17 protein-coding genes and 1 pseudogene are annotated in these 21272 nt (G+C 72.9%); 10 read left to right on the top strand and 8 right to left on the bottom strand.

What is annotated here, in order from left to right; genetic code table 11:
* Positions 1-356: 356 nt before the first annotated feature.
* Positions 357-697, top strand: a pseudogene (locus tag ACWDBE_RS03210) (IS5/IS1182 family transposase); the annotation flags it as partial.
* 623 nt (positions 698-1320) lie between these two features.
* Here ACWDBE_RS03210 and ACWDBE_RS03205 read toward each other — a convergent pair.
* Entirely contained in the window at positions 1321-1803 is a 483-nt protein-coding gene (locus ACWDBE_RS03205) for a hypothetical protein (RefSeq protein WP_449807069.1), read from the bottom strand.
* 270 nt (positions 1804-2073) lie between these two features.
* On the opposite strand from ACWDBE_RS03205, the gene pepN reads away from it, so the two are divergent.
* Positions 2074-4563, top strand: coding sequence for an aminopeptidase N (gene pepN / locus ACWDBE_RS03200; protein WP_449807068.1), 2490 nt, complete (start codon positions 2074-2076; stop codon positions 4561-4563).
* A gap of 166 nt (positions 4564-4729) precedes the next feature.
* On the opposite strand, the gene ACWDBE_RS03195 is transcribed toward pepN, so the two are convergent.
* Entirely contained in the window at positions 4730-5110 is a 381-nt protein-coding gene (locus ACWDBE_RS03195; RefSeq protein ID WP_449787575.1) for a hypothetical protein, read from the bottom strand.
* A gap of 418 nt (positions 5111-5528) precedes the next feature.
* Between ACWDBE_RS03195 and ACWDBE_RS03190 the strand changes: the two genes are divergently transcribed.
* Entirely contained in the window at positions 5529-8234 is a 2706-nt protein-coding gene (locus tag ACWDBE_RS03190) for a glycosyl hydrolase (protein WP_449787574.1), read from the top strand.
* A 100-nt stretch (positions 8235-8334) separates the two neighbouring features.
* Here the strand turns inward: ACWDBE_RS03190 and ACWDBE_RS03185 are convergent, their stop codons facing one another.
* Complete coding sequence (locus ACWDBE_RS03185; protein WP_449787573.1) at positions 8335-8742, bottom strand: ArsR/SmtB family transcription factor; 408 nt, start codon at positions 8740-8742, stop codon at positions 8335-8337.
* A 104-nt stretch (positions 8743-8846) separates the two neighbouring features.
* Between ACWDBE_RS03185 and ACWDBE_RS03180 the strand changes: the two genes are divergently transcribed.
* The 5 genes from ACWDBE_RS03180 to ACWDBE_RS03160 all read left to right on the top strand — a co-directional run bounded on the left by ACWDBE_RS03180 (position 8847) and on the right by ACWDBE_RS03160 (position 14621).
* Positions 8847-10826, top strand: a complete 1980-nt coding sequence (locus ACWDBE_RS03180; RefSeq protein WP_449787572.1) for a heavy metal translocating P-type ATPase — start codon at positions 8847-8849, stop codon at positions 10824-10826.
* 196 nt (positions 10827-11022) lie between these two features.
* Positions 11023-12150, top strand: a complete 1128-nt coding sequence (locus tag ACWDBE_RS03175; protein WP_449787571.1) for a hypothetical protein — start codon at positions 11023-11025, stop codon at positions 12148-12150.
* A gap of 197 nt (positions 12151-12347) precedes the next feature.
* Positions 12348-13148, top strand: coding sequence for a GNAT family N-acetyltransferase (locus ACWDBE_RS03170; RefSeq protein WP_449787570.1), 801 nt, complete (start codon positions 12348-12350; stop codon positions 13146-13148).
* Positions 13149-13300: 152 nt separating this feature from the next.
* Entirely contained in the window at positions 13301-13522 is a 222-nt protein-coding gene (locus tag ACWDBE_RS03165; RefSeq protein WP_449787569.1) for a hypothetical protein, read from the top strand.
* Positions 13523-13865: 343 nt separating this feature from the next.
* Entirely contained in the window at positions 13866-14621 is a 756-nt protein-coding gene (locus tag ACWDBE_RS03160) for a S1 family peptidase (RefSeq protein ID WP_449807067.1), read from the top strand.
* Between the two features lie 93 nt (positions 14622-14714).
* Here the strand turns inward: ACWDBE_RS03160 and ACWDBE_RS03155 are convergent, their stop codons facing one another.
* A complete protein-coding gene (locus ACWDBE_RS03155) occupies positions 14715-15209 on the bottom strand; it encodes a PH domain-containing protein (protein ID WP_449807066.1) in 495 nt (164 codons plus the stop codon).
* Between the two features lie 136 nt (positions 15210-15345).
* Positions 15346-16224, bottom strand: a complete 879-nt coding sequence (locus tag ACWDBE_RS03150; protein ID WP_449807065.1) for an alpha/beta fold hydrolase — start codon at positions 16222-16224, stop codon at positions 15346-15348.
* A 152-nt stretch (positions 16225-16376) separates the two neighbouring features.
* Between ACWDBE_RS03150 and ACWDBE_RS03145 the strand changes: the two genes are divergently transcribed.
* Positions 16377-16811 (top strand): MarR family winged helix-turn-helix transcriptional regulator, encoded by a 435-nt coding sequence (locus tag ACWDBE_RS03145; protein ID WP_449787765.1) that lies wholly within the window; start codon positions 16377-16379, stop codon positions 16809-16811.
* A 10-nt stretch (positions 16812-16821) separates the two neighbouring features.
* On the opposite strand, the gene ACWDBE_RS03140 is transcribed toward ACWDBE_RS03145, so the two are convergent.
* A complete protein-coding gene (locus ACWDBE_RS03140; RefSeq protein WP_449787565.1) occupies positions 16822-17748 on the bottom strand; it encodes an AEC family transporter in 927 nt (308 codons plus the stop codon).
* A 245-nt stretch (positions 17749-17993) separates the two neighbouring features.
* Between ACWDBE_RS03140 and ACWDBE_RS03135 the strand changes: the two genes are divergently transcribed.
* Positions 17994-18455 carry an HD domain-containing protein gene (locus ACWDBE_RS03135; RefSeq protein WP_449787564.1) on the top strand — a complete coding sequence of 154 codons (462 nt, stop codon included), beginning with the start codon at positions 17994-17996 and terminating at the stop codon, positions 18453-18455.
* Between the two features lie 206 nt (positions 18456-18661).
* On the opposite strand, the gene ACWDBE_RS03130 is transcribed toward ACWDBE_RS03135, so the two are convergent.
* On the bottom strand, positions 18662-19057 hold the full coding sequence (locus ACWDBE_RS03130; protein ID WP_449787563.1) for an aggregation-promoting factor C-terminal-like domain-containing protein: 396 nt from the start codon (positions 19055-19057) through the stop codon (positions 18662-18664).
* Positions 19058-19555: 498 nt separating this feature from the next.
* A complete protein-coding gene (locus tag ACWDBE_RS03125) occupies positions 19556-21088 on the bottom strand; it encodes a carboxyl transferase domain-containing protein (RefSeq protein WP_449787764.1) in 1533 nt (510 codons plus the stop codon).
* Between the last annotated feature and the right edge of the window lie 184 nt (positions 21089-21272).

Raw genomic sequence — 21272 nt, 5'->3', positions numbered from 1 at the left:
AGAGCCGAGCTTTCAGCTCGATGGCTTCTTTGATGTTACTGCATGCCTGTGGATCTTGACTGGTAGGAGAATATGGGAGACTGGTCAAGTTGTGCTACCTGGCGGATCGAATGCCGATGGTGCGGAATATGTTTTCGAGCTCCTCTATGGGGATCTAACGGCCGCATCATATGTTGACTGGGTTGAGTTTATGACTGGAGTCAGGCCATGTCTGGACGCAGTTTCCAAGGTCTTTGCTGGAATTAATTCTCCAACTAAGAGGGCATCTCATTTGGATGGCTGAGTAGACTACAGGTGTGACGCTCGTGGAGTGCCTCGTTCCGGGCGAGTTGGGAGAGCTGTTTCAGTCGAGGCCTACCGCCCACCGGCGCCTCACCGAATGGAGCACGGCTAGCGTGTGGGTCAAGCTTCACCGAGTCGTCCCGGATGAGCTCGGCCCGTGCAGCGAGCTGGACTCGTCGAGGTGTGCGGTCGACTCGGTGAACATGAGATCCTCAAAAAAGGTGGGCGACAGGTAAGTGTGGGCAAAGAGATCCACCTGCTCATCGAACGCACCGGTTTACCCCTGTCGGTCGCGATCTCCGGGGCCAACGTCTACTACAGCCAGGCCCTGAGCCCGCTCATCGACACCATCCCGCCGATCCGCTCGCGGCGCGGCGCGAGAAGGCGCAGGCCCGGCAAGCTGAGCGGCGACAAGCCTACGACCATCGCTTCATCTGTTCCTGCATGGCAAACTACCCCTATGTCGCATGAAGAGCACGAAGTCTTCCGTTACGTTGACTTCCCCTTCCCGGAAGGGAAGTTCCCTCATAGCCTTGGCGCGGTTGTTCAACGGACTGTGACCGAGGGGATGCTGCCAGCACTAGAAGTGATCCATAATGTCAGCGGAGACTGGGCTGTTGGCGACGGTGTCAACGACCCCAATGTTCCTGGCGCATGCCAGGTACAGTGTCTTGCCTGGCTTGCTGAGCGTGACTATCGGCTGGCCGAAACGGCCGTCTTGCCGCCCGGATACATTGCCTTCCGTAATTCGGTCGATGAGCCATGGGTCTTTGAGCCACTGGGTCACTAGGGCTAAAGCTTGTTGCAGAAGTCCGGGTGTGGGCAGGCCAAAGTGTGCTCTAGTTTCTGATAGACCCCTCTCCAGATGAGCGACAGCGGCAACCGGTGCCCCGTGATACCCGACCTGGGCACTTCACAGGCTTGTCCCAGCTGATGGAGGCGATGGTGGCCGGGCCGCCGCTCGTCGAGGAGGGCCCCGTCCCTCCTCGACAAGCGGAGTCCTGGTCGGCGCCGGTGCTGCCTGCTGGCGGCCCGGCGTCACCTCAGGTGGCGGTCGTAGAAGCGGCCGCCGTCCTCCATCTCGAACCACGGGGTGCCGACGTGCCCGCCCAGGTTGGCGTGCAGGGTTTTCTGCTGGCTGCCGAAGGTGTCGAACAGGTCCAGGGCCCGTTGGCGGGGGTTGCCCTCCTCGTCCCACTGCAGCAGGAACAGCAGGGGAACGGTGACCTTCCGGGCCGCCTCGCGCTGGGCGTGGGGTACGTAGCCCCCGGCGAGGAAGCCGGCGGCGGCGATGGGGACCGCCGCGTAGCCCTGCGCCGCGCAATACCGGGCCCGGGCCACCAGGCGGGGTTCCCGCCTGGGCAGGCCGTTGTTGTGGGCCAGCAGGATCAGCGGAGCCGGTGCGGACGTGGAGTCAGGAGACGTCCACAGGGTGCCGGGGATCTCGCCGAGGGTGAAGTCGAGGGTGAATTCGCGTTCGAGGACGTCGTCGTCGAGGCGTTGCTCGGAGGCGAAGTGCATGGTCGTGCCTTTCGGGGGCGCTCAGAGACGGCGCTCCCGGACGACGACCTGTCGTCCGACCGTGACCCCGGAGGGGAGCACCTATGTCGATGCTGCGTTCACGGGTACCACCTCCTCGTTCTCTCGCGAGGCCTCCGGCAAAGTAGCAGTCGTCACCGCGATCCGCCGACGGTTCCCGCGCGGGCGCCGTGGCCGGATGTCACGAAGCCCGCGCGCCCGGAGCCGAAAAGCCCGTACCGTTCGCCCCTTGGATGGAGCAGCATGGCCCCTGTGTCCGATACCTCAGTACTCACTCGCGCCGAGGCCGTCGAGCGCCACCGGCTGCTCGACGTCCACACCGTCCACGTCGACCTCGACCTGACCCGCGGACCGGAGCTGTTCGGCTCCACCACGGTGATCCGCTTCGGCTGCGCCACCCCGGGCGCCGGGACGTTCCTGGACGTCAAGCCGGCCGCCCTGCACCGGGTGGCGCTGAACGGCCGCGAACTGGACGTCGCCGCCCTGCGGGCCGGGCGCTTCCCGCTGACTGACCTGGCGGCCGACAACGAGCTCACCGTCGAGGCCGACATGGCCTACTCGCACACCGGCGAGGGCATGCACCGCTTCACCGACCCCGCCGACGGCGAGGACTACGTCTACACCCAGTCCTTCCTCGACGACGGCCCGCGGGTGTTCGCGTCCTTCGACCAGCCCGACCTCAAGGCGCGGTACACGGTGTCCGTCACCGCGCCGCAGCAGTGGACCGTGGTCGGCAACAGCCTGGGCCGCCAGGTCTCGCCCGGCCGCTGGGAGTTCGCGCCCACCCCGGCGATCAGCAGCTACCTGGTCTCCGTGGTGGCCGGCCCGCTGCACTCGGTGCGCGCCGAGCACGACGGGATCCCGCTCGGCCTGCACTGCCGCCGCTCGCTCGCCGACCACCTGGACGCCGACGTCGACGAGCTGCTGGAGATCACCCGGCAGGGCTTCGACCACTACCACCGGGTCTTCCGGCACCGGTACCCCTTCGACAGCTACGACCAGTGCTTCGTACCGGAGTTCAACGCCGGCGCGATGGAGAACCCGGGCTGCGTCACCCTGCGCGACGAGTTCGTCTTCCGGTCCGCCGTGCCCGACACCAAGCGCGAGGAGCGCGCCATGGTGGTCATCCACGAGATGGCGCACATGTGGTTCGGCGACCTGGTCACCATGAAGTGGTGGGACGACCTGTGGCTGAACGAGTCCTTCGCCGAGTACATGGCCTACAGCGTCACCGCCTCCTCCACCCGCTTCACCAGCGCCTGGACCGGCTTCGCCGCCAACCGCAAGACCTGGGGCTACGACGCCGACCAGCGCCCCTCCACCCACCCGGTGGCACCCGGCACGGTGGACGACACCGCCCAGGCGTTGCAGAACTTCGACGGCATCTCCTACGCCAAGGGCGCCGCCGCACTGCGCCAACTGGTCGCCTGGCTCGGCGAGGATGCCTTCCTGGCCGGAGTCAACGACTACTTCGACGAGCACGCCTTCGGCAACGCCACCCTCGACGACCTGCTCCGGGCCCTGGCGGCGACGAGCGGCCGCGACGTCCACGGCTGGGCCGACCGCTGGCTGCGCACCACCGGCGTGGACACCCTGCGGCTGACCGACGGCCGGATCGAGCAGACCTCGGCCGACGGCACGCTGCGCCCGCACCAGCTGACCGTGGCCCACTACCGGCGCACCGCCGAGGGAGCCCTGGAGCAGGCCGACCGCGTGTCGGTCGACCTGGCGGCCGGTGCCACCGTCACGCCGCCGGCCGGTGCCGAGCTGACCCTGCTCAACGACACCGACCTCACCTTCGCCAAGATCCGCCTCGACCCCGGCTCCTGGCAGGCCGTGCGCTCCTCGCTCGGCGCCGTGCCCGAGGAGCTGGCCCGGGCGGTGCTCTGGAGCGCCGCCCGGGACCAGGTGCGCGACGGGGAGCTGGCGCCCGGCGAGTACCTGCGGCTGGTCGCCGACCACCTGCCCGGTGAGACCTCGGTGCACCTGGTGGACGCGGTGCTCTCCTTCGCCCGCGAGTTCGTGGTGGACTGCGCGCTGCCGCAGTCCGGGCGCCCGCAGGCACTGGCCGCACTGGCTCAGGTCTGCCGCACCCTGCTGCGACGCACCGAGGGCGAGCCGGGCCGCACCGATCTGCGCCTGGTGACCGTGCGCGGCGTGATCGCCACCGCCGACGGCGAGTCGCAGGCCGCCGAGCTGCGCGACTGGCTGGCGGCCGGCACGGTACCCGGCGGGCCGGTGCTCGACCCGGACCTGCGCTGGCAGCTGCTGCTGCGGCTGTGCGTGCTCGGTGCGGCGGGTGAGCCGGAGATCGCCGCCGAACTCGCCGCCGACCCCAGCAGCACCAGCCAGGAGGGCGCCGCCCGCTGCCGTGCCGCGCTGCCCGACCCCGCGGCCAAGGAGGCCGCCTGGCAGGCGCTGTTCCACGGCGAGCTCTCCAACTACCTGGCCATCGCCACCGCCCGGGGGCTGTGGCAGCCCGAGCAGGCCGACCTGCTGGAGGAGCTGATCGCGCGCTACTTCAAGGAGCTGGGGCCGGCCGCCGGCCGCCGCGGCCCCGCGCTGGCCCGGGTGCTCACCACGGCGGGCTTCCCGGCCTTCGCCGCCACCGAGCAGACGGTGCGGGCGGCCGAGGCCTGCCTGGCCGACCCGGACCTCACCGCGGCGACCCGGCGCGGACTGGTGGACCAGCTGGACACGCTGCGCCGCGCCGTCCGGGCGCGGGCGCTGACCGAGCGGTAGCACCGGGGCGACGGCCGCGGTCGCTGCCGGAGCCGCTGCCGCTGCCGGAGCCGCTGCCGCCGGAGCCGGAGCCGCTGCCGCCGGAGCCGGAGCCGGTGCCGGGTCGGGAACCGAACCCGATCCGGCACCGGCATCGGCTCCAACCCCCTCCCGCCCACCGGAGGCCTCAGCAGCTCTCCTCGATGTAGAGGAGGGTCAGGAGGCCGTCCGCGGAGGCGAACTCGTAGGGGTGGTAGCTCGGTGCCTCGTCCGCGTGCAGCCGGTCCTTGATCTCGTGCCAGGCCGCGAGCCGGTCGGCCGCCGGGACGTGGCGGAAGTGTCCGCCGGCGCCCTCTCCCACGATCAGCACGTTCGCCTGGGTCGCCAGACGCCTGGCGAGGTTGCGGTGGAGCGGACCGCGGACCTTGCGCCACAGCCGGCCGTCGTCGTCGGTGAACTCCGTACGGCTGGCCGGGGACGGGATGCCTTCGCCGTACCAGTACTCGACCGGCGGCAGCGCGGCCGTGATCTCGGCCATGGTCTCGGGACGTCGGCGTTTCCTGGGCATGGCCCAACTCTCCCAAGTCTTCGAGTTCCGGACAACGTGCTGGTGTGAGGCCCCGGGCAGGCCGGCGGGCCCCGGCTCAGACGTCGGTCCCGAGGCCACCGGCGCCCTCGCCACGATCGCCGCCCGCTGGAGCCCGGAACACCTGCTCGGCCAGGGGAAGCTCCGCCCCGTCCTGGGAGCGTCCTTCGGACCGGGCGACCTCCGGATGCGGGCAACACCCGGCAGGGGTGACGGAGAAGCAGTTCCCGGTCGGCGCCCTGCCATACGGTGAATGCGACAAGCCCTCAACAGTAACGCTTTTAATAACTCGTTATGGTCGCCGACCTTCCTCAGCGACGGCAGACCCGCAAGGCTTCGCTCTGTTTCCGCCGGAACGCGCGACCGCGCCGCCGGCGCCGTACGGGGAGGACCCACCATCGTGCCCAAGAGGCAACACCGACGGCTGCTGCTGCCCGCCGTCACCCTGACCGTGCTCGGGCTGACCACCACCCAGGCCCTCGCCGCGCCCGGCGGCGAACCCGGGCCGCGTCCGCACCAGGCCCAGCACCAGGCCGAGATCGGGCAGAAGCACGCGAAGAAGGTCCGGGACCAGGCGGCTGCCTCCGGCCCGTCGTTCAGCGCCAAGGCCGAGGCCCCCGGGGAGGACGGGGGCGACGAGGCGGAGAACTCCGCCGAGGGCACCGCGCAGTACACCGAGGCCCGCACCGCCCCCGGCGTGATCGCGCCGGGCGCCTACGGCGCGGCCTGGGCGCAGCTGCAGTCGATGCCGCACACCGGCGGCAACTGGGACCACGTCACGGACAAGCCGTACGACTCCGACGACCCGCGCTACCGGGACGTCAACTCCAACTCCAGCGGCGGATCCGGGTACGTGACCGGCCGGATCACCGGGATCGCGGCCGACGCCGACGGCTACGTGTACGCGGGCGGCGCCAACGGCGGCGTGTTCCGCTCCCGCACCGGCGGCGGCCAGTGGCAGTCCATCTCGGACAAGCTCCCGTCCCTCTCGACGGGCACCCTGAACCTGGACCGCGGCGGCCGGCTCTGGTACGCCACCGGTGAGTCCAACACCGGCGCGACCTCGTACGTCGGCACCGGCGTGTACGTGCTCGCGGACCCGAAGCGCGGCGAGTTCCAGCCCGGCATGCGGGTCGGCGGCGCCGAGCTGGAGTCCACCGTCATCCACGCGCTGCGCTTCGGCGGCGGCAAGGTGTGGGCGGCCACCAGCCGGGGCGTGTGGAGCCACTCCACGACGGACCTCTCGGGCCCGTGGGTGCTGGAGTTCGCCCCCAACCCCGAGTACCTGCCCGGCGGTTCGAAGGCCGGTGACCCGGCCGCGCCGTACAAGAACATCGCCAACGACATCGCGATCGACCCCAGGGACCCCGGCAAGGTCGTCCTGGCGGTCGGCTGGCGCGGCGGCGACACCTACAACGGCTTCTACGGCAAGGCCGCGGACGGAAGCTGGCAGCGGGTCGGCTCGCTCGGCGACCTTCCGACCGACGCCGCGAACGTCGGCAACGTGACCTTCGCCGCTTCCGCGGACGGCTCCCGCTACTACGCCATCGACCAGTCACCCGAGGTCGCGGCGACCGACCCCGACACCGGCCTCAAGGGAATCTACGTCTCCAAGTCCGGCTCCCCGTTCGGGCCGTGGACCCAGATCGCGGACAAGGAGAAGCTCAGGAACTCCGGCTCGGCGCTGCAGGACGAGGGCTACCAGCCCGGCATCCAGGCCTGGTACAACCAGTCCCTGCAGGTCGACCCGGCCGACCCGGACCACGTCTACGCGGGCCTGGAGGAGGTCCTGGAGACGAAGAACGGCGGCTCCACCTGGACCGTCCCGGGCCCGTACTGGAACTTCGGCTTCCCGTGCTGGAGCATCGACCCGGCCAAGCAGAGCGGTGACTGCCCGCAGACCACCCACTCCGACCAGCACGCCGTCGCCTTCGGCGCGAACAAGGGCAAGTCCAGTGTGTACGTCGGCAACGACGGTGGCATCTACAGCCGCCCGGTCAACGGCGCGGCGGACGCCTCCGGCCACGCCACGGACTGGAAGTCCCTGGCCGACGGCACCATGGACACCCTGCAGTACTACTCGGTCGGCGTCGGCAAGGACCCGGCGGACCGCTCCGGGCGGGGCGTGATCGTCAGCGGCGGCATGCAGGACAACGGCGAGTCGATCCTGCGCGCCCACGACAAGGTGATGGGCTCCAACTTCGGCGGCGACGGCGCCGACACCATCGTCGACCCGAACAACGGCTGCAACATCGCCGAGGAGTACGTCTACCTCGACATCTGGGTCACCCAGAACTGCGCTGTCAACAACGGCAATTGGAAGACCGACCCGGCCAAGGCCACCTCGTACGAGGTCGCCCCGCCGGACAAGGAAGCCGGCACCGCCCGCTTCATCGCGCCGATCACCGCCGACCCGAAGGACATCGACACCTGGATCGCCGGCGGCCGGCACGTCTGGGTGCAGCACAAGGGCTACGCGATCCGCAGCGGCAGCGAATGGACCAGCGCCTACGACCTGGGCGCCGGCCACGTCGCCACCGCGGTGGCGACCGTGAACGGGACGGTGTACGCGGGCTGGTGCGGCCCGTGCAACAACGTCGGCTTCAGCCGCGGCATCGCGGTGGGCAAGACCGACGGCACCGGCTGGCACCAGCTCGCCCTGCCGGTCGACGGCACCCTGCCCAACCGCTACATCTCCTCCTTCGCGGTGGACGAGAACGACGCCCAGCACGTCTTCGTCGCCTTCAACGGCTTCTCCCGCACCTGGACCGAGGGCCCCGGCGCCGGTGTCGGCCACCTCTTCGAGACCCGCGACGGCGGCGCCAACTGGACCGACGTCTCGGCCAACCTGCCCGACGTCCCCGCCACCTCGGTCAGGATCCTGCCCAACGGCGGCCTCGTCCTCGGCGGCGACCTCGCCGCGTTCTACCGCGCACCGGGCACCACCGACTGGCGGGTCCTCGGCCGCAACCTGCCCACCACTGCGGTGCAGCAGTTGAAGACCGGCCCTGACGGCAAGCTCTACGCCGCCACCTTCGGCCGCGGCATCTGGTCCTTCGACCTGCGCCGCCTCGGCCACGGCCGCTACGACGAGACGGACGGCTGACCGGCCGCACCCTCCCTGTCCGCCGCTGCCCGGCCCGCTCCGTACGAGCGGGCCGGGCAGCGGCGTTCGCGCGCGGCGGGGGCGGGTGAGCGGGGGCCGGTCAGGATGTGGGGCGGGCCGCCGGGTGGTCCACGAGGTCCGCGTCCTCGGCGCCGGCGGTGTCGCTGAGCCCGAGGCGCAGGTGCTCGGTGTGGTAGACGGCCTGGTCGAGGAGTTCGGCGACGTGGTTGTCGTACAGGGCGTACACCACCGAGCGGCCCTGCCGGGTGCCGACGACCAGGCCGAGGTTGCGCAGCAGCCGCAGCTGGTGGGAGCAGGCGGACTGCTCCATGCCGACGGCGTGGGCGAGTTCGGTGGCCGCGCAGGGCCCTTCTCGCAGGCGGGCGAGGATCAGCAGCCGGGACGGGGTGGCCAGGGCTTGCAGGGTGGTCGCCACCCGCACGGCGTTGTCCGCGTCCAGGCGGGTGCGCGGGACGGCGTTGTTCGCGGGAGCGGCTCCATGACCCATGCGCCAATACTACAGACGACACATGAAGAGGTGTTCATGTATTCCTGTATCGTGGACCGGGTCGTCACTCCTGCCCGTGGCCTGTGCGAAGGGTCCTGCCTGCCATGTCCTCCACCCTGACCGAACGCTTCGCCCCCGCGGCGTCCGCCGCGTCCGCCGACGCCGCCCCCCGTCGGCGGACGCGGATCCTCTCGCTGCCCGAGGCCCGGTGGGCCCTCGCCGCGACAGTGCTGTTCCTGGTCGCATTGCCGTTGCAGCTGACCGGCGCCCCGGCCTGGGCCTGGGGCCCGCTCCACGCTCTCGCCTACGCCACCGGCGGCTGGGAGCCGGCCTGGGCCGGGCTGCAGGCGCTGCGCGAGAAGACGCTCGACGTCGACCTGCTGATGATCGTCGCCGCGCTCGGCGCCGCCGCGGTCGGCCAGGTGATGGACGGCGCCCTGCTGATCGTCATCTTCGCCACCTCCGGCGCGCTGGAGGCCGTCGCCACCGCCCGCACCGCCGACTCGGTACGCGGCCTGCTCGACCTCGCCCCGGCGACGGCGACCCGGCTGGCGGACGGCGGCGCCGAGGAGACCGTCCCGACCGGGCGGCTGGCCGTGGGCGACACCGTGCTGGTGCGGCCCGGCGAACGGATCGGCGCCGACGGGCGGGTCCTGGACGGCGCGAGCGAAGTCGACCAGGCCACCATCACCGGCGAGCCGCTGCCGGTCGCCAAGGAGACGGGCGACGAGGTGTTCGCCGGCACCCTGAACGGCACCGGCGCGCTGCGGATCAAGGTCGAGCGGGACGCCTCCGACTCGGTGATCGCCCGGATCGTGAAGATGGTCGAGGAGGCCTCCGAGACCAAGGCGCCCACCCAGCTGTTCATCGAGAAGGTCGAGCAGCGCTACTCGATCGGCATGGTGATCGCGACCCTGGCCGTCTTCGCGGTCCCGCTGGCCTTCGGCGCCGCGTTCACCGGCTCGCTGCTCCGGGCGATGACCTTCATGATCGTCGCCTCCCCGTGCGCCGTCGTGCTGGCCACCATGCCGCCGCTGCTGTCCGCGATCGCCAACGCCGGCCGCCACGGCGTGCTCGTCAAGTCCGCCGTCGTCATGGAGCGGCTCGGCGCGGTCGACGCCGTTGCCCTGGACAAGACCGGCACCCTCACCGAGGGCACGCCCCACGTCACCGACATCCGCCCCCTGGCCGACGCCGGACTGACGGAGGAGGAACTGCTGGCACTGGCGGCGGCCGCCGAGCACCCCAGCGAGCACCCGCTCGCCCGCGCCGTCGTCGACGCCGCTCGCACCCGCGGCCTGGCCCTGGCGCCGGCCGAGGCCTTCACTTCCGCCCCCGGCATCGGCGTCACCGCCACCGTTGCCGGCCGCGCCGTCGCGGTCGGCGCCCCGGCCCGGCTCGGCAACGGCGCCGACGGCGCCGTCTCCGCCCTCGTCGCCGAACTGGAGGACGGCGGCCGCACCACGGTCCTGGTCGAGGCCGACGGCGTTCCGGTCGGCGTGCTCGGCCTCGCCGACCGGCTGCGCCCGGACGCCGCCGCCACCGTCACCGCGCTGACCACCCTGACGGGCACGGCACCGGTGCTGGTCACCGGCGACAACCCGCGCGCCGCCGCCCGCCTGGCCGCCGAGGTCGGCATCGCCGACGTGCGCGCCGGGCTGCTGCCCCAGGACAAGGTCGCCGCCGTCCGGGAGCGGGAGAAGGCCGGACGGAAGGTGCTGGTCATCGGCGACGGCGTCAACGACGCCCCCGCGCTGGCCGCCGCCCACACCGGCATCGCCATGGGCCGGGCCGGCTCCGACCTCGCCCTGGAGACCGCCGACGCGGTGATCGTGCGCGACGAACTCGCCACCGTCCCCGCCGTCGTCTCCCTCTCCCGCCGGGCCCGCGCCCTCGTGGTGCAGAACCTGGTGATCGCCTCGGTGTTCATCACCGGACTGGCGGTCTGGGACCTGGTCGCCATCCTCCCGCTGCCGCTCGGCGTCCTCGGCCACGAGGGCTCCACCGTCATCGTCGGCCTCAACGGCCTGTGCCTGCTGCGCGAGGCCGCCTGGACCCGGGCCCGCGCCGAAGGCCGCCGGTGAGCCCGCGCGGCCTTCGGGCCGGCGCACCGGCCCGCGAACATTCCACGCCCTGGCCGCCACCAGCGTGATGGGCATTCGGCCGATGCCGCCGGGCGGCGGAGGCGGCGGATGTCTAGCGTGGCGACCCGGGGGCCACACGGAGAACTTCCGCGGGTCGGGACGACCGGTCCCGTCCGCCTTCCAGAAGGCAGTACACATGAAGCTTCGGGCATGTTCGAGCGCGCTGGTGACCGGCGCGCTCACCCTCGCGCTGACCGCCGCCGCGTCCCCGTCCGGGGGCGGCGGCCAGCCGTTCCTGGACCGGCTCAACACCGTGTCCACCGTCGCGTCCACCGTCCCCGAGAACGGCGACGTCAACCCGTACGGCGTGTTCACGATCCAGGAGAGCGCCGGCAACCTGCACCGGGGCAACGTCCTGGTCAGCAACTTCAACAACGCGGCGAACCCGCCCGCGGGGGAGCAGGGCCGGGGCACGACGCTGGTCCAGATCACCCCGGACGGGACCAGGACCACGTTCGCCACCATCGACCCGAACAACCTTCCGGGCCCCTGCCCCGGCGGGGTCGGGCTCACCACGGCGCTGACGGTGCTGCCCGGCGGCTGGGTCGTGGTCGGCAGCCTCCCCACCGCCGACGGCACGTCCGACACCGCCCAGGCCGGGTGTCTGCTGGTGCTCGACAAGCACGGCACGGTCCGCGAGACCATCGCGGGGGACGGCATCAACGGGCCGTGGGACATGACCGCCGTCAGCTTCGGCGAGCGGAGCGAGCTGTTCGTGACCAACGTCCTCAACGGGACGGTCGCCGCCGGCGGTGCCCAGGTCGACCAGGGGACCGTCCTGCGGATCACCCTGTGCACCGAGGAGGGCGGCCTGCCGCAGCGGGTGGCCACCACCGAGATCGGGTCGGGCTTCCCCGAACGGACGGACCCGGCGGCCCTGGTGGTCGGCCCGACCGGCGTCGGCCTCGGCCACGACGGCACGCTGTTCGTCGCCGACGCGGTGCTCAGCCGGATCACCGCGATCCCGCACGCGCTGGACCGGCAGGACAGCGCCGGGACCGGGCGGGTCGTCACCTCGGGCGGCGCCCTCAACGGCCCGCTGGGGATGGCCCTCACGCCCCGCGGCGACGTCCTGACGGTCAACGGCGGGGACGGCAACATCGTCGAGACCACCCCGGCCGGCCGGCAGGTGGCGGTCAAGCAGATCAACAACGAGGGCACCCCGCCCGGCGCGGGCGCGCTCTTCGGCCTCGCACTGGACCTCGACCGCGACGCCGTCTACTTCGTCAACAACGCCGACAACGTCCTCGACGTCCTGCACTGAGCGGGAACTCCCGGGGGGAGCCGGCGCTTCGCCTCTCGTCCCGAAGTCCGTTTCCCACCAAGGGAGTAGGGTCCGTCCCCGTTCGCGGGGGGCGGACCCTCGGCATGGCCGGCCACCGCGCCGCGTCGGCCCGGTAGGGTACGTACCGATCTTGGCAAGTCCCTTGTTCGGCAACCTTCTTGACGCTTGGGGGCGCGGTGACAGACCTCTCGGACTCCATCGAATCGGTCCGGCAACTCGCCGCGGGCTGGCGGGCCATGGTGCTCGACCGCGACGCCGGCGCCGACGTGCGGGACCTCCCCGGCATAGCCGTGCGCTGGGCCGACTGCCGGTTCGCGTTCTGGAACTGCCTCACGCTGACCGAGGTGGGCGCGGGCGCGGACCTCGTCGGGGAACGGCTGCGGCAGGCCGCGGACCTCATGCGCGCCAAGGAACACCCTGGCTTCCTCTGGCTGTTCGAGGACCTGCTCACCGACGAGGCCCGGGCGGCGCTGGCGACGGCGGCCGACGAGGCGGGCCTCCGGTACGCCTTCCCGGGGACGGGCATGGCCGGGGACCTCCTGCCCATCCCGGAGCCGGCCCACCCCGAGCTGACCTTCGTCCGGGTGGCGACCGACGAGCACCTGCGGGCCTACGCGGACATCAACTCCCGCGGGTACGGCTTCCCCCTGGAGGACGGCCGTGACGGTCTGCTCGGATCCGTCCTGTGGAAGAAGGACGTCCACGCCTACCTGGCCCTGCGCGACGGCGTCCCGGTCGCCTGCGCCGCCACCGTGGAGACGGACGGCCGCCTCTTCGTCGTCCTGGTCGCCACCGACCCGCAGTGGCAGCGCCGGGGCTACGGCGAGGCGGTCACGCGCAAGGCCCTCCACGAGGGCGCCCGCGCCACCGGGCTGACCCGCGCCACCCTCCACGCGACGGTCGCCGGGGCGCCCGTCTACCCACGCATCGGGTTCGAGCCGAACTCGCCGATCCGCTTCTACGACCTGAAGGCCTGAAGGCCTGAAGGTCTGAAGGCTGAAAGACCTGCGGGCCCGAGGGCCCGGGCCTCGACCGGAGGCGCAGAACCGGGCCCCGGGCGGGCGCGTCCGTCCTTCACGACGGCGGCCGATGATCACGGCTGTCGGCCGCCGCCCCTGGAAGGAGCACCGTGACGGACGGTAGGTCGAAGAGCGCGTCGCCCGCCGGCAGAGGCCGTTGGCGTCGCGCCGCGCTGATCGGGTGCGGGGTGCTGCTGCTGGGCCCGGCCGTGCTCGCCGTGGTGCGGCTGTGCGGGTGGGACGACGGCACGGTGTGGGCCCTGCCGATGGCCGGGCTGCCGTACGCGGCGCTGCTCAGCGTGCTGCTGCTGGTGGGTCCGCCACCGGAATGACCGCATGTCAGCCGCATCCACGCCCGGCCCGCCCCGCCGTCACCCGCCTCGCCGTCACCCGCATGCCGCCGCTCCCACACCGCCCGTTCCAGGGCCTCCCGCGTCCCGCCACGGCGTTCCAGGAAAGGACGAATACGCAGGTCACCGCAGGTGTCACCGTTCCAGCGTCCCGAACCGCCGGGCGCGGCTGGCGGGCGGGACGGATCCCGGGACAGTCTGTGGTCCGGCGGCGATCGGCACCGAGCCCGAGGGGCGGGCGCCCGACGTCGTCCGCCCGCCGCCGTACGCGGCCACGGCATCGAACGCTCCGTCACGCACCACCGATCCAGAAGGAATCCCCGCCATGCGCACCTCGAACCGAGGCCTGACCGCCGCCCTCCTGGCCGCCGTCGGACTGCTGGCCGCCGGGGCCACCCCGGCCGCCGCCGTCCACGGCGGATCGGACACCACGACCAAGGCCCACCCGTTCGTCGTGGCCCTGGAGACCGCCACGGGCGAGCAGTGGTGCACCGGCGCGCTGATCGCGCCTACCAAGGTGCTCACCGCGGGCCACTGCGTCGCCGAGGCGCAGGACCCGAGCTCACTGCGGGTGATCGCCGGGCGGACCGACCTGACCGGCTCCGGCGGCCAGGTCCGCAGGGTGAAGGGCTACCGGATCGACCCGCGCTACACCGCCGCCCTGGACCACGACTCCGCCGTCCTCACCCTGGACCGTCCGCTGCCGCAGACGCTGGCCCGGGTGGCCCGGGAGGGGGACGCGGCGCTGTACCGGTACGGCCGCACGGCCACGCTGCTGGGCTTCGGGCGCACCGGCTCGGACGGGCCCGGCACGCACCTCAAGCAGGCGCAGCTGACGCTGGCGCCGCCGGCCTCCTGCGACCCGTACACCTCGCCCGGCGACTCGCCGCTGCTCAAGGTCTGCGGTCTGCCGCGGGCCGGTACGACCGACAGTGTCTGCAAGGGGGACTCGGGCGGGCCGCTGGTCGTCGGCGGCGTGGTGATCGGGGTGGTCTCCACCGGCAACAAGTACTGCGACACCCAGCTCCCGCTCTCGGTGTTCACCCGGGCCACCGACGTTCCCGCGCAGCTGCTGTCCTAGCCGCTGCCGCGTCAGGCGGCGGCCGCCCGGGCCCGGTGGGGACGCCCTCCCGGGACGTCCTCCCCGTGACGTCCTCCCGTGACGTCCTCCGGATCACTCGGTCGCGGCACCGGGCTGGGCCGCGGCCCACGCGGCCCGCAACGCCGAGAGGCGCGACCTGAGTTCCGGGTCGTCGGCGCTCGAGGCGACCAGGCCCGGCAGGACGACCGCCCGCCCCTTGTGCAGGCGTACCTCGAGGAGGCAGTGGTCGATGCCGCGGTTGACCTCCGGTGAGAACCCGAACGAGCGCACCTGCGGCCAGGTGACCACCCGTGTCCGCAGCAGGGTCCGGGTGGTGAGGCCCGCGGTGTGCACGGTGGTACTGCCGCAGAAGGGGCCCACGAAGGAGGCGGCGATGACGTAGGCGACGATCAAACAGGCCGCGAAGAGGGCGGTCACCGCGGGATTCGGGCCCTTGGCCGCCGCGGTGAGGACGAAGGCGAGGGCACAGGCCAGAGTGGTCGGGAAGAGGACCAGGGTCCTCCGGCCCGTCCGCCGGAACCGGATCGGCGCCTTGAAGTAGCGCTGCCCGTCGCGCCGATCGCCCATGGTGCCCCCGCTCGCTCTGCCGACGAAGGTCATTGTCGTGGAGGCAGTGGGCGGAGGCCAGCCTGTGGCGGGGCGGTTTCGGTGGGGGAGGCCGAGGGTGCCCCGGACCCGGGGCCAGGAGAGTGGCATGTGCCGGTCAGGGGTGATGGGCGGGGGAGAGGAAGGTGGTGAGGAGGGGGTTGAGGGTTCGGGCGGCGGCCATGGGGAGGTTGTGGTGGGAGCTGTCGGGGAGGACGGCGACTTCCGCGCGGGGGAGGGTCCGAGCGGTCCGGGCGGCGTGGTGGGGGTCGTGGGCGCGGCTGTGGGCGGCGAGGAGGGCGAGGACGGGGGCGGTGAGGGTGCGGAGGCGTTCGGCCGAGGGGCGGGGGCCGGTGACGACGCGGGAGGCGGGGAAGTCGGCGTAGCCGAGGGCGTACAGCTCGCGCCAGGCGGGGTCGAGGGCGGGGGTGCCGGCGGTCTCCCAGTCGAGGTAGGAGTGGGCACGGGCCGGAGTGCGGCCCGGGAGGAACAGGGGGAGGGCGCGCAGCAGGTAGCCGGGGCGGTAGCCCGTGAGGCACAGGCTGGGATCGAGCAGGGCGAGCCGGCCGACCCGGGCGGGGGCGTGCAGGGCGTACTCCAGGGCGATCCAGCCGCCGTAGGAGTGGCCGCAGAAGTCGGCCCGGGGGACGCCGAGTTCGTCGAGGACGGCGTCCATCCAGCCGAGCAGCCCGGGGACGCCGTCGAGGGCGGCGCCGTCGTGGACGCTGCGGCCGGGGTCGCCGATGAGGTCGACGGCGAGGACGCGGTGTCCGGCCCGGGCCCAGGCGCCGACGTTGGCGAACCACATGGTGGAGGTGGCGCCGCCGCCGTGGAGCAGGACGAGCGGGCGGCCGTCGGCGGGTCCGCAGGCGTTGATCCGGGTGGTGCCGTGGGCGGTGCGGACGGTGAGCGCCTCGACCGGGACGGGCCAGCGGGCGAGCAGGGCGTCGTAGGCGGCGAGGAAGGGAGTGAGGGAGGGGGCGGTGCGGGCGGACATCTGGGCCTCCGCTGGTGTGGTGTGATGACGGCCGAGTGGCTGGACCACTCGCCCGACAAGTGTCACGCTGAGCAAGTATCTCGCTGAACGAGAGAATAGTGGCACATGCCTGCCCGAGGAAGGACGACAGGGTGTCCGAGGTTGCCGAGCCGATGCGGCTGGTCCATCTGCTGCGCGGTCTGACCGTCGAACTCGATCTGTTCGGCGCCGAGTTCGCGTCCCGCAACGGTCTGCACCCGACCGACCTGCGGGCGCTGATCCATCTGCTGGATGCGGCCAGGGCCGGGGAGGTGGTCACCCCGGGTCGACTCGGCGAGGCGCTGGGTCTGAACTCGGCCGGCACCACCGGGCTGGTGGACCGCTTGGAGCGGCTCGGGCTGATCCGGCGCGAGCGCGACCCGCAGGACCGGCGCCGGGTGCGGCTGCTGGTGGAGGAGCGGGCGATGGAGCTCGGGGAGAGCTTCTTCGGCGGGCTGATCGGCGATCTGCTCGCGGCGATGCGGCAGTTCGGGCCGGGGGAGCTGGACACGGCCCGGCGCTTCCTGACGGCCATGGCCGAGGTGGTGGCGGCCGCCCGGGAGAGGTGAACGGCCGCGGCTACGCGGGACCGAGGGTCCAGCTGATCACCGACAGGGTCGCCATCGACAGCAGCGTCGACCAGAGCACCGCGTCCCGGGCGAGGGCCGTGCCCTGCCGGTACTCGCGGGCGTAGGTGTACACGTTCTGCGCGGTGGGCAGCGCGGAGAACAGCACCACGGTGAGGAGTTGGTGGGCGGGCAGGTGGAGCAGCGGGCCGGCCACGGTGAGGGCGACCAACGGCTGGACCAGGGTCTTGAGCACGACGGTCAGCCCGACCTCGGTGCGGCGTGGACGGCTGTCGACCGGCGGGCGGTTGTGCAGCGAGATGCCGAGGGTGACCAGGGCGGTCGGAACGCCCGCGCCGCCGAGCAGTTCGCAGGAACGATTCAGCTCGGCGGGCAGGTGTGCGCCGGTCGCCGAGGCGAGCGCGCCCAGTGCGGTGGCCAGCAGGATCGGGTTGCGGACGGGCAGGGTGAGCAGGGCCCGCCGGCCGGCCGCGCCGCCGTCCAGGACGGCCAGGACGGCGGGGGTGACCACCAGGATCTGGAACAGCACGACGGGCGCGACGAAGGAGGCGTCGCCGAGGACCTGCATGGTCACCGGGATGCCGAGGTTGGCCGAGTTGACGTAGCCGGAGGCCATCGCGCCGACGGCCAGTTCGCCGGGCTTGCGGTGGAACAGCAGCCGCCCGGCGAGCAGCCCGAGGCCGATCGCGACCACGGTGCCCGCTGTGAAGGCGAGCATCGAGGCGTTGGCGAAACGGTCCAGCGGGGTGCGGGAGATCATCAGGAACAGCGCGGCCGGCATCGCCACGTGGAAGACGAACCGGTTGAGCACCGTCTCGGCCTGCGGTCCGAGCAGCCCGGTACGGCCGACCACGTAGCCGACGCCGGTGAGTGCCCAGATCGGCGCGAAGGCGGACAGCAGGGGGTGCAGGGCTGGCATGGTTCCTCGGATCGCTCGGACGGGTCTGCCGGGTGCGACGGGGGTCTCCCGTCGGGGGCGCGACTCCCGAGCGCGGTGACCCCCGAAGCCCATGAACCCCCGGGGCAGTAAAGCAGTGGCCGCCGGCGGGGTGGTCGACGGGCCCGGCCCGGAGCGGTCCGAGGAGGCCGGTCGTACGGGAGCAGGGCCGGTGGTACGGAGCCCGCCCCCGGGCCGGGCCGACCGTCCGGGCCTACGATGAGCCGATGGAGGATCATCAGTACCTGAGCCTGTCCGAGGTGGAGTCGATCGCGCGCCGGGCCCACCAGGGGCAGGTGGACAAGAACGGCCACCCGTACGGCGAGCACATCGCGGCGGTCGCCCGCGGGACGGCGGCGCGCGGCGGCAGCGACGCGCAGATCGCGGCGGGCTGGCTGCACGACACCGTCGAGGACGACCGGCTGAGCCGGGAGTGGCTGGCCGGCGCCGCGCTGCCGCAGGAGACCAAGGCGATCGTGGACGCGCTCACCCGGCGCCCGGACGAGCCGGTCGAGGAGTACACCGCGCGCATCCTGGACACGCCGGGCGCGCTGCTGGTCAAGCGCGCGGACCTGGCGCACAACTCCGATCCGGCCCGCCTCGCCACGCTGGACCCGGCGACCGCCGAGCGGCTGAGCGCCAAGTACGCGCGGATGCGCGAGCTGCTCGGGCTCACCGGCGAGCTGTAGTCCGCGGACGGACCGTCCGGGCCACCCGCGGAGCCACGCCGCCCCGGGGAGCCGCACCCGGGCCACCGGCAACCACGAGAGGGCCCGGACCACGCGGGTCGCGCGGGTCCGGGCCCTCTCGGGCACCCCGGTGGCCCCTGTCCGACCCCCGGGGTGTGGGGGAGTGGTCAGGTCACGGGTGGAGTTCGGTGAGCCGGTGGGTCGGCTTAGTACCAGTGGTGGGACTGCCAGAAGTTCCAGGCGGCGTTCGGGCTGCCGTAGCGGGAGTTCATGTAGTCCAGCGCCCACTTGATCTGGGTGGTCGGGTTGGTCCTCCAGTCCGAGCCGTGCGAGGCCATCTTGGAGCCCGGCAGCGCCTGAGCCAGGCCGTACGCGCCCGAGCTCGGGTTGGTCGCGGTCACGTTCCAGCTCGACTCGTGGGCGATGATCTGGCTGAACGACGCCAGCTGGTTGGCCGGCACGATCTGGGCGGCGATCGCCTGCGGGGAGGCGGTGGCGGCGTTCGCGGTGGCGGGCATGACACCCGCGCCCAGGGCGGTCAGACCGGCGGCGCCGGCGAGAATCGCGGCGGAGGTGCGCTTACGGAGCTTGAAAGCGGGCATGAAGAAAAGGACCTCAATCGGGTTGGGCCGAATCACTCCCCGCCCAGGACCACGGCCGAACAGGGGCCGGAAAGGTCACGGGGCGTGAATCGGCGGCAAGCCGTTCACCGGTGGGACAGGAGCCGGTGCGGCTGACGACGGAGCCATTGTTGGCAGACCGGGCGGGCCGTCGCCAAGACCCCCTCGGTACGACTCCCGGTCGTACCGGAACGGCCGGCCATGGATTCGAAAGCGCGCTCGCGCGGGGCCCGCCGGGCGGCGCTGAGCTGCGCGAACGCGGGGGGTGTGGGGCGGCGCGGGCGCCCCGGAGGCCTCTACTACCACCCGTCGTGGTGGTTGATCACGTGTGAGCGCACTCACCGTGCGGGGCCCGGTGGGCGTCACGCCCCGGCCCGGGCGCGGCACGGTGGGTACAGACGATCAACCCGGCGCTGAGACCGGCGCCACACCGTCACCCCGAGGCCGGCGCGCCACACGGCGGTGGTCAGGACGCCCTCCTCAGCGCAGGTCGCCCAGCCGCCGGTGCCGGAGGGCGCGGGCCGCGAGCCGGTCCGCCTCGGTGGCCGCCGCCAGGGTGCCGAGCGCCGCACCGACCGCCTGCCCGAGCCGGGTGCAGAAGGCCTCCGGTTCCTCGGCGGCGTCCGGCAGCTCCGGGACCACCTCGTCGACCAGCCCGACCTCGGCCAAATGGCGCGCCCCGATCCCCTGGGAGCGGGCCAGCTCGGCGGCGTGGGCGCCGTCCCGGTGGACGATCGCCGAGGCGCCCTCCGGCGGCAGCGGCGCCAGCCAGGCGTGCTCGGCGGCGATCACCCGGTCCGCCGGGAGCAGGGCGAGCGCCCCGCCGCCCGAGCCCTGGCCGAGCAGCACGGCCAGGACGGGCGTGCGCAGTGCGAGCAGGGTGGTCAGGCAGTGGGCGATCTCCACCGCGATGCCCTCCAGCTCGGCCGCGGCGGACAGCTCGGCGCCCGCCGTGTCCACCACGGTGACCAGCGGCAGCCCGAGTTGCTCGGCCAGGTGGGCGGTGCGCCGTACGGCCCGCAGGTCGGCGGCGGTGAAGGGGCGATCGTGCTCCGGGGTCCGGCGCTGCTGGCCGACGACCAGGACGGGCCGCCCGCCGAGCACGGCCAGCGCCCGGACCAGCGCGCCGTCACGGCCGCCGGGGGCGTCCAGCAGGACGAGTTCCTCGGTGGTGTGCCGCAGCAGCTCGCGGGTGCCCGGGCGGTCCGGGCGACGGGTGCGGCGGACGGAGTCCCAGGCGTCGGGGTCTCCCGGCGTGCGCGCGGGGTCCGTAGCGGGGGACACCGCTGCCGTGGGAGACGGTGGCGCAGTAGGAGGGGAGGGCGGTGTGGCGGCGAGGACGGCGAGCGTGCGGCGGAGCAGCTCGCGCAGCTCCTGCGGCGGGACGACGGCGTCCACCAGCCCCTGGCCGGCGAGCGTCTCGGCCCGCTGGACGTCCGGCGGCAGCTCCACGCCGCGCAGTTCCTCGTACACGCGCGGGCCGAGGAAGCCGAGCCGGGCGCCCGGCTCGGCGAGGACCAGTTGCCCGAGCGTGCCCCAGGAGGCGAAGACCCCGCCCATGGTGGGGTTGCGCAGGTAGGTGAGGTAGGGGAGGCCGGCGGCGCGGTGGGTCTGGACGGCGGCGGTGATCCGCAGCATGCAGAGGAAGGCCGCGGAGCCCTCCTGCATCCGCGTCCCGCCGGAGACCGGCAGGGCGAGCAGCGGCAGCCGCTCGGCGGTGGCGCGTTCGACGGCGCGGGTGATCCGCTCGGCGGTGGCGACGCCGATCGAGCCGCCGAGGAAGCCGAACTCGGAGGCGACCAGGGCGACCGGCCGGCCGTCGATCAGGCCGACGCCGGTGAGGACCGCCTCGTCCAGGCCGGTGCGCTCGCGGGCGCGGTCGAGCGAGGCCCGGTAGCGGGGGTCGGCCCGGTCGACGGCCGGCGGCTCGTCCCAGCCGCGGAAGCCGCCCGGGTCGACCAGCAGGCCGATCAACTGGTGGGCCGTCAGTGCCGTGCCCGAGCCCGTACCCATGTCCACCCCGTCAGAGATCGTCCGGCCCGCCGTGATCCGTCACTCTATGCGGTGCGGTCGGGGCGCGGCGAGGGCCGGATCGGGCGCGCGGGACGGCCTCGGCGCCCGTTCGACGACGGTCGGCCCCTGCGTCGGGCGGGCGGTTCGCGGACGTTCCGCAGTCGGTTCGAGAGTCGGCCGAGGC

The organism is Kitasatospora sp. NPDC001132 (genome assembly GCF_053598415.1).
Note: the sequence above shows the minus strand (reverse complement) of the source record. Positions and strands in the feature narration are given on the sequence as shown.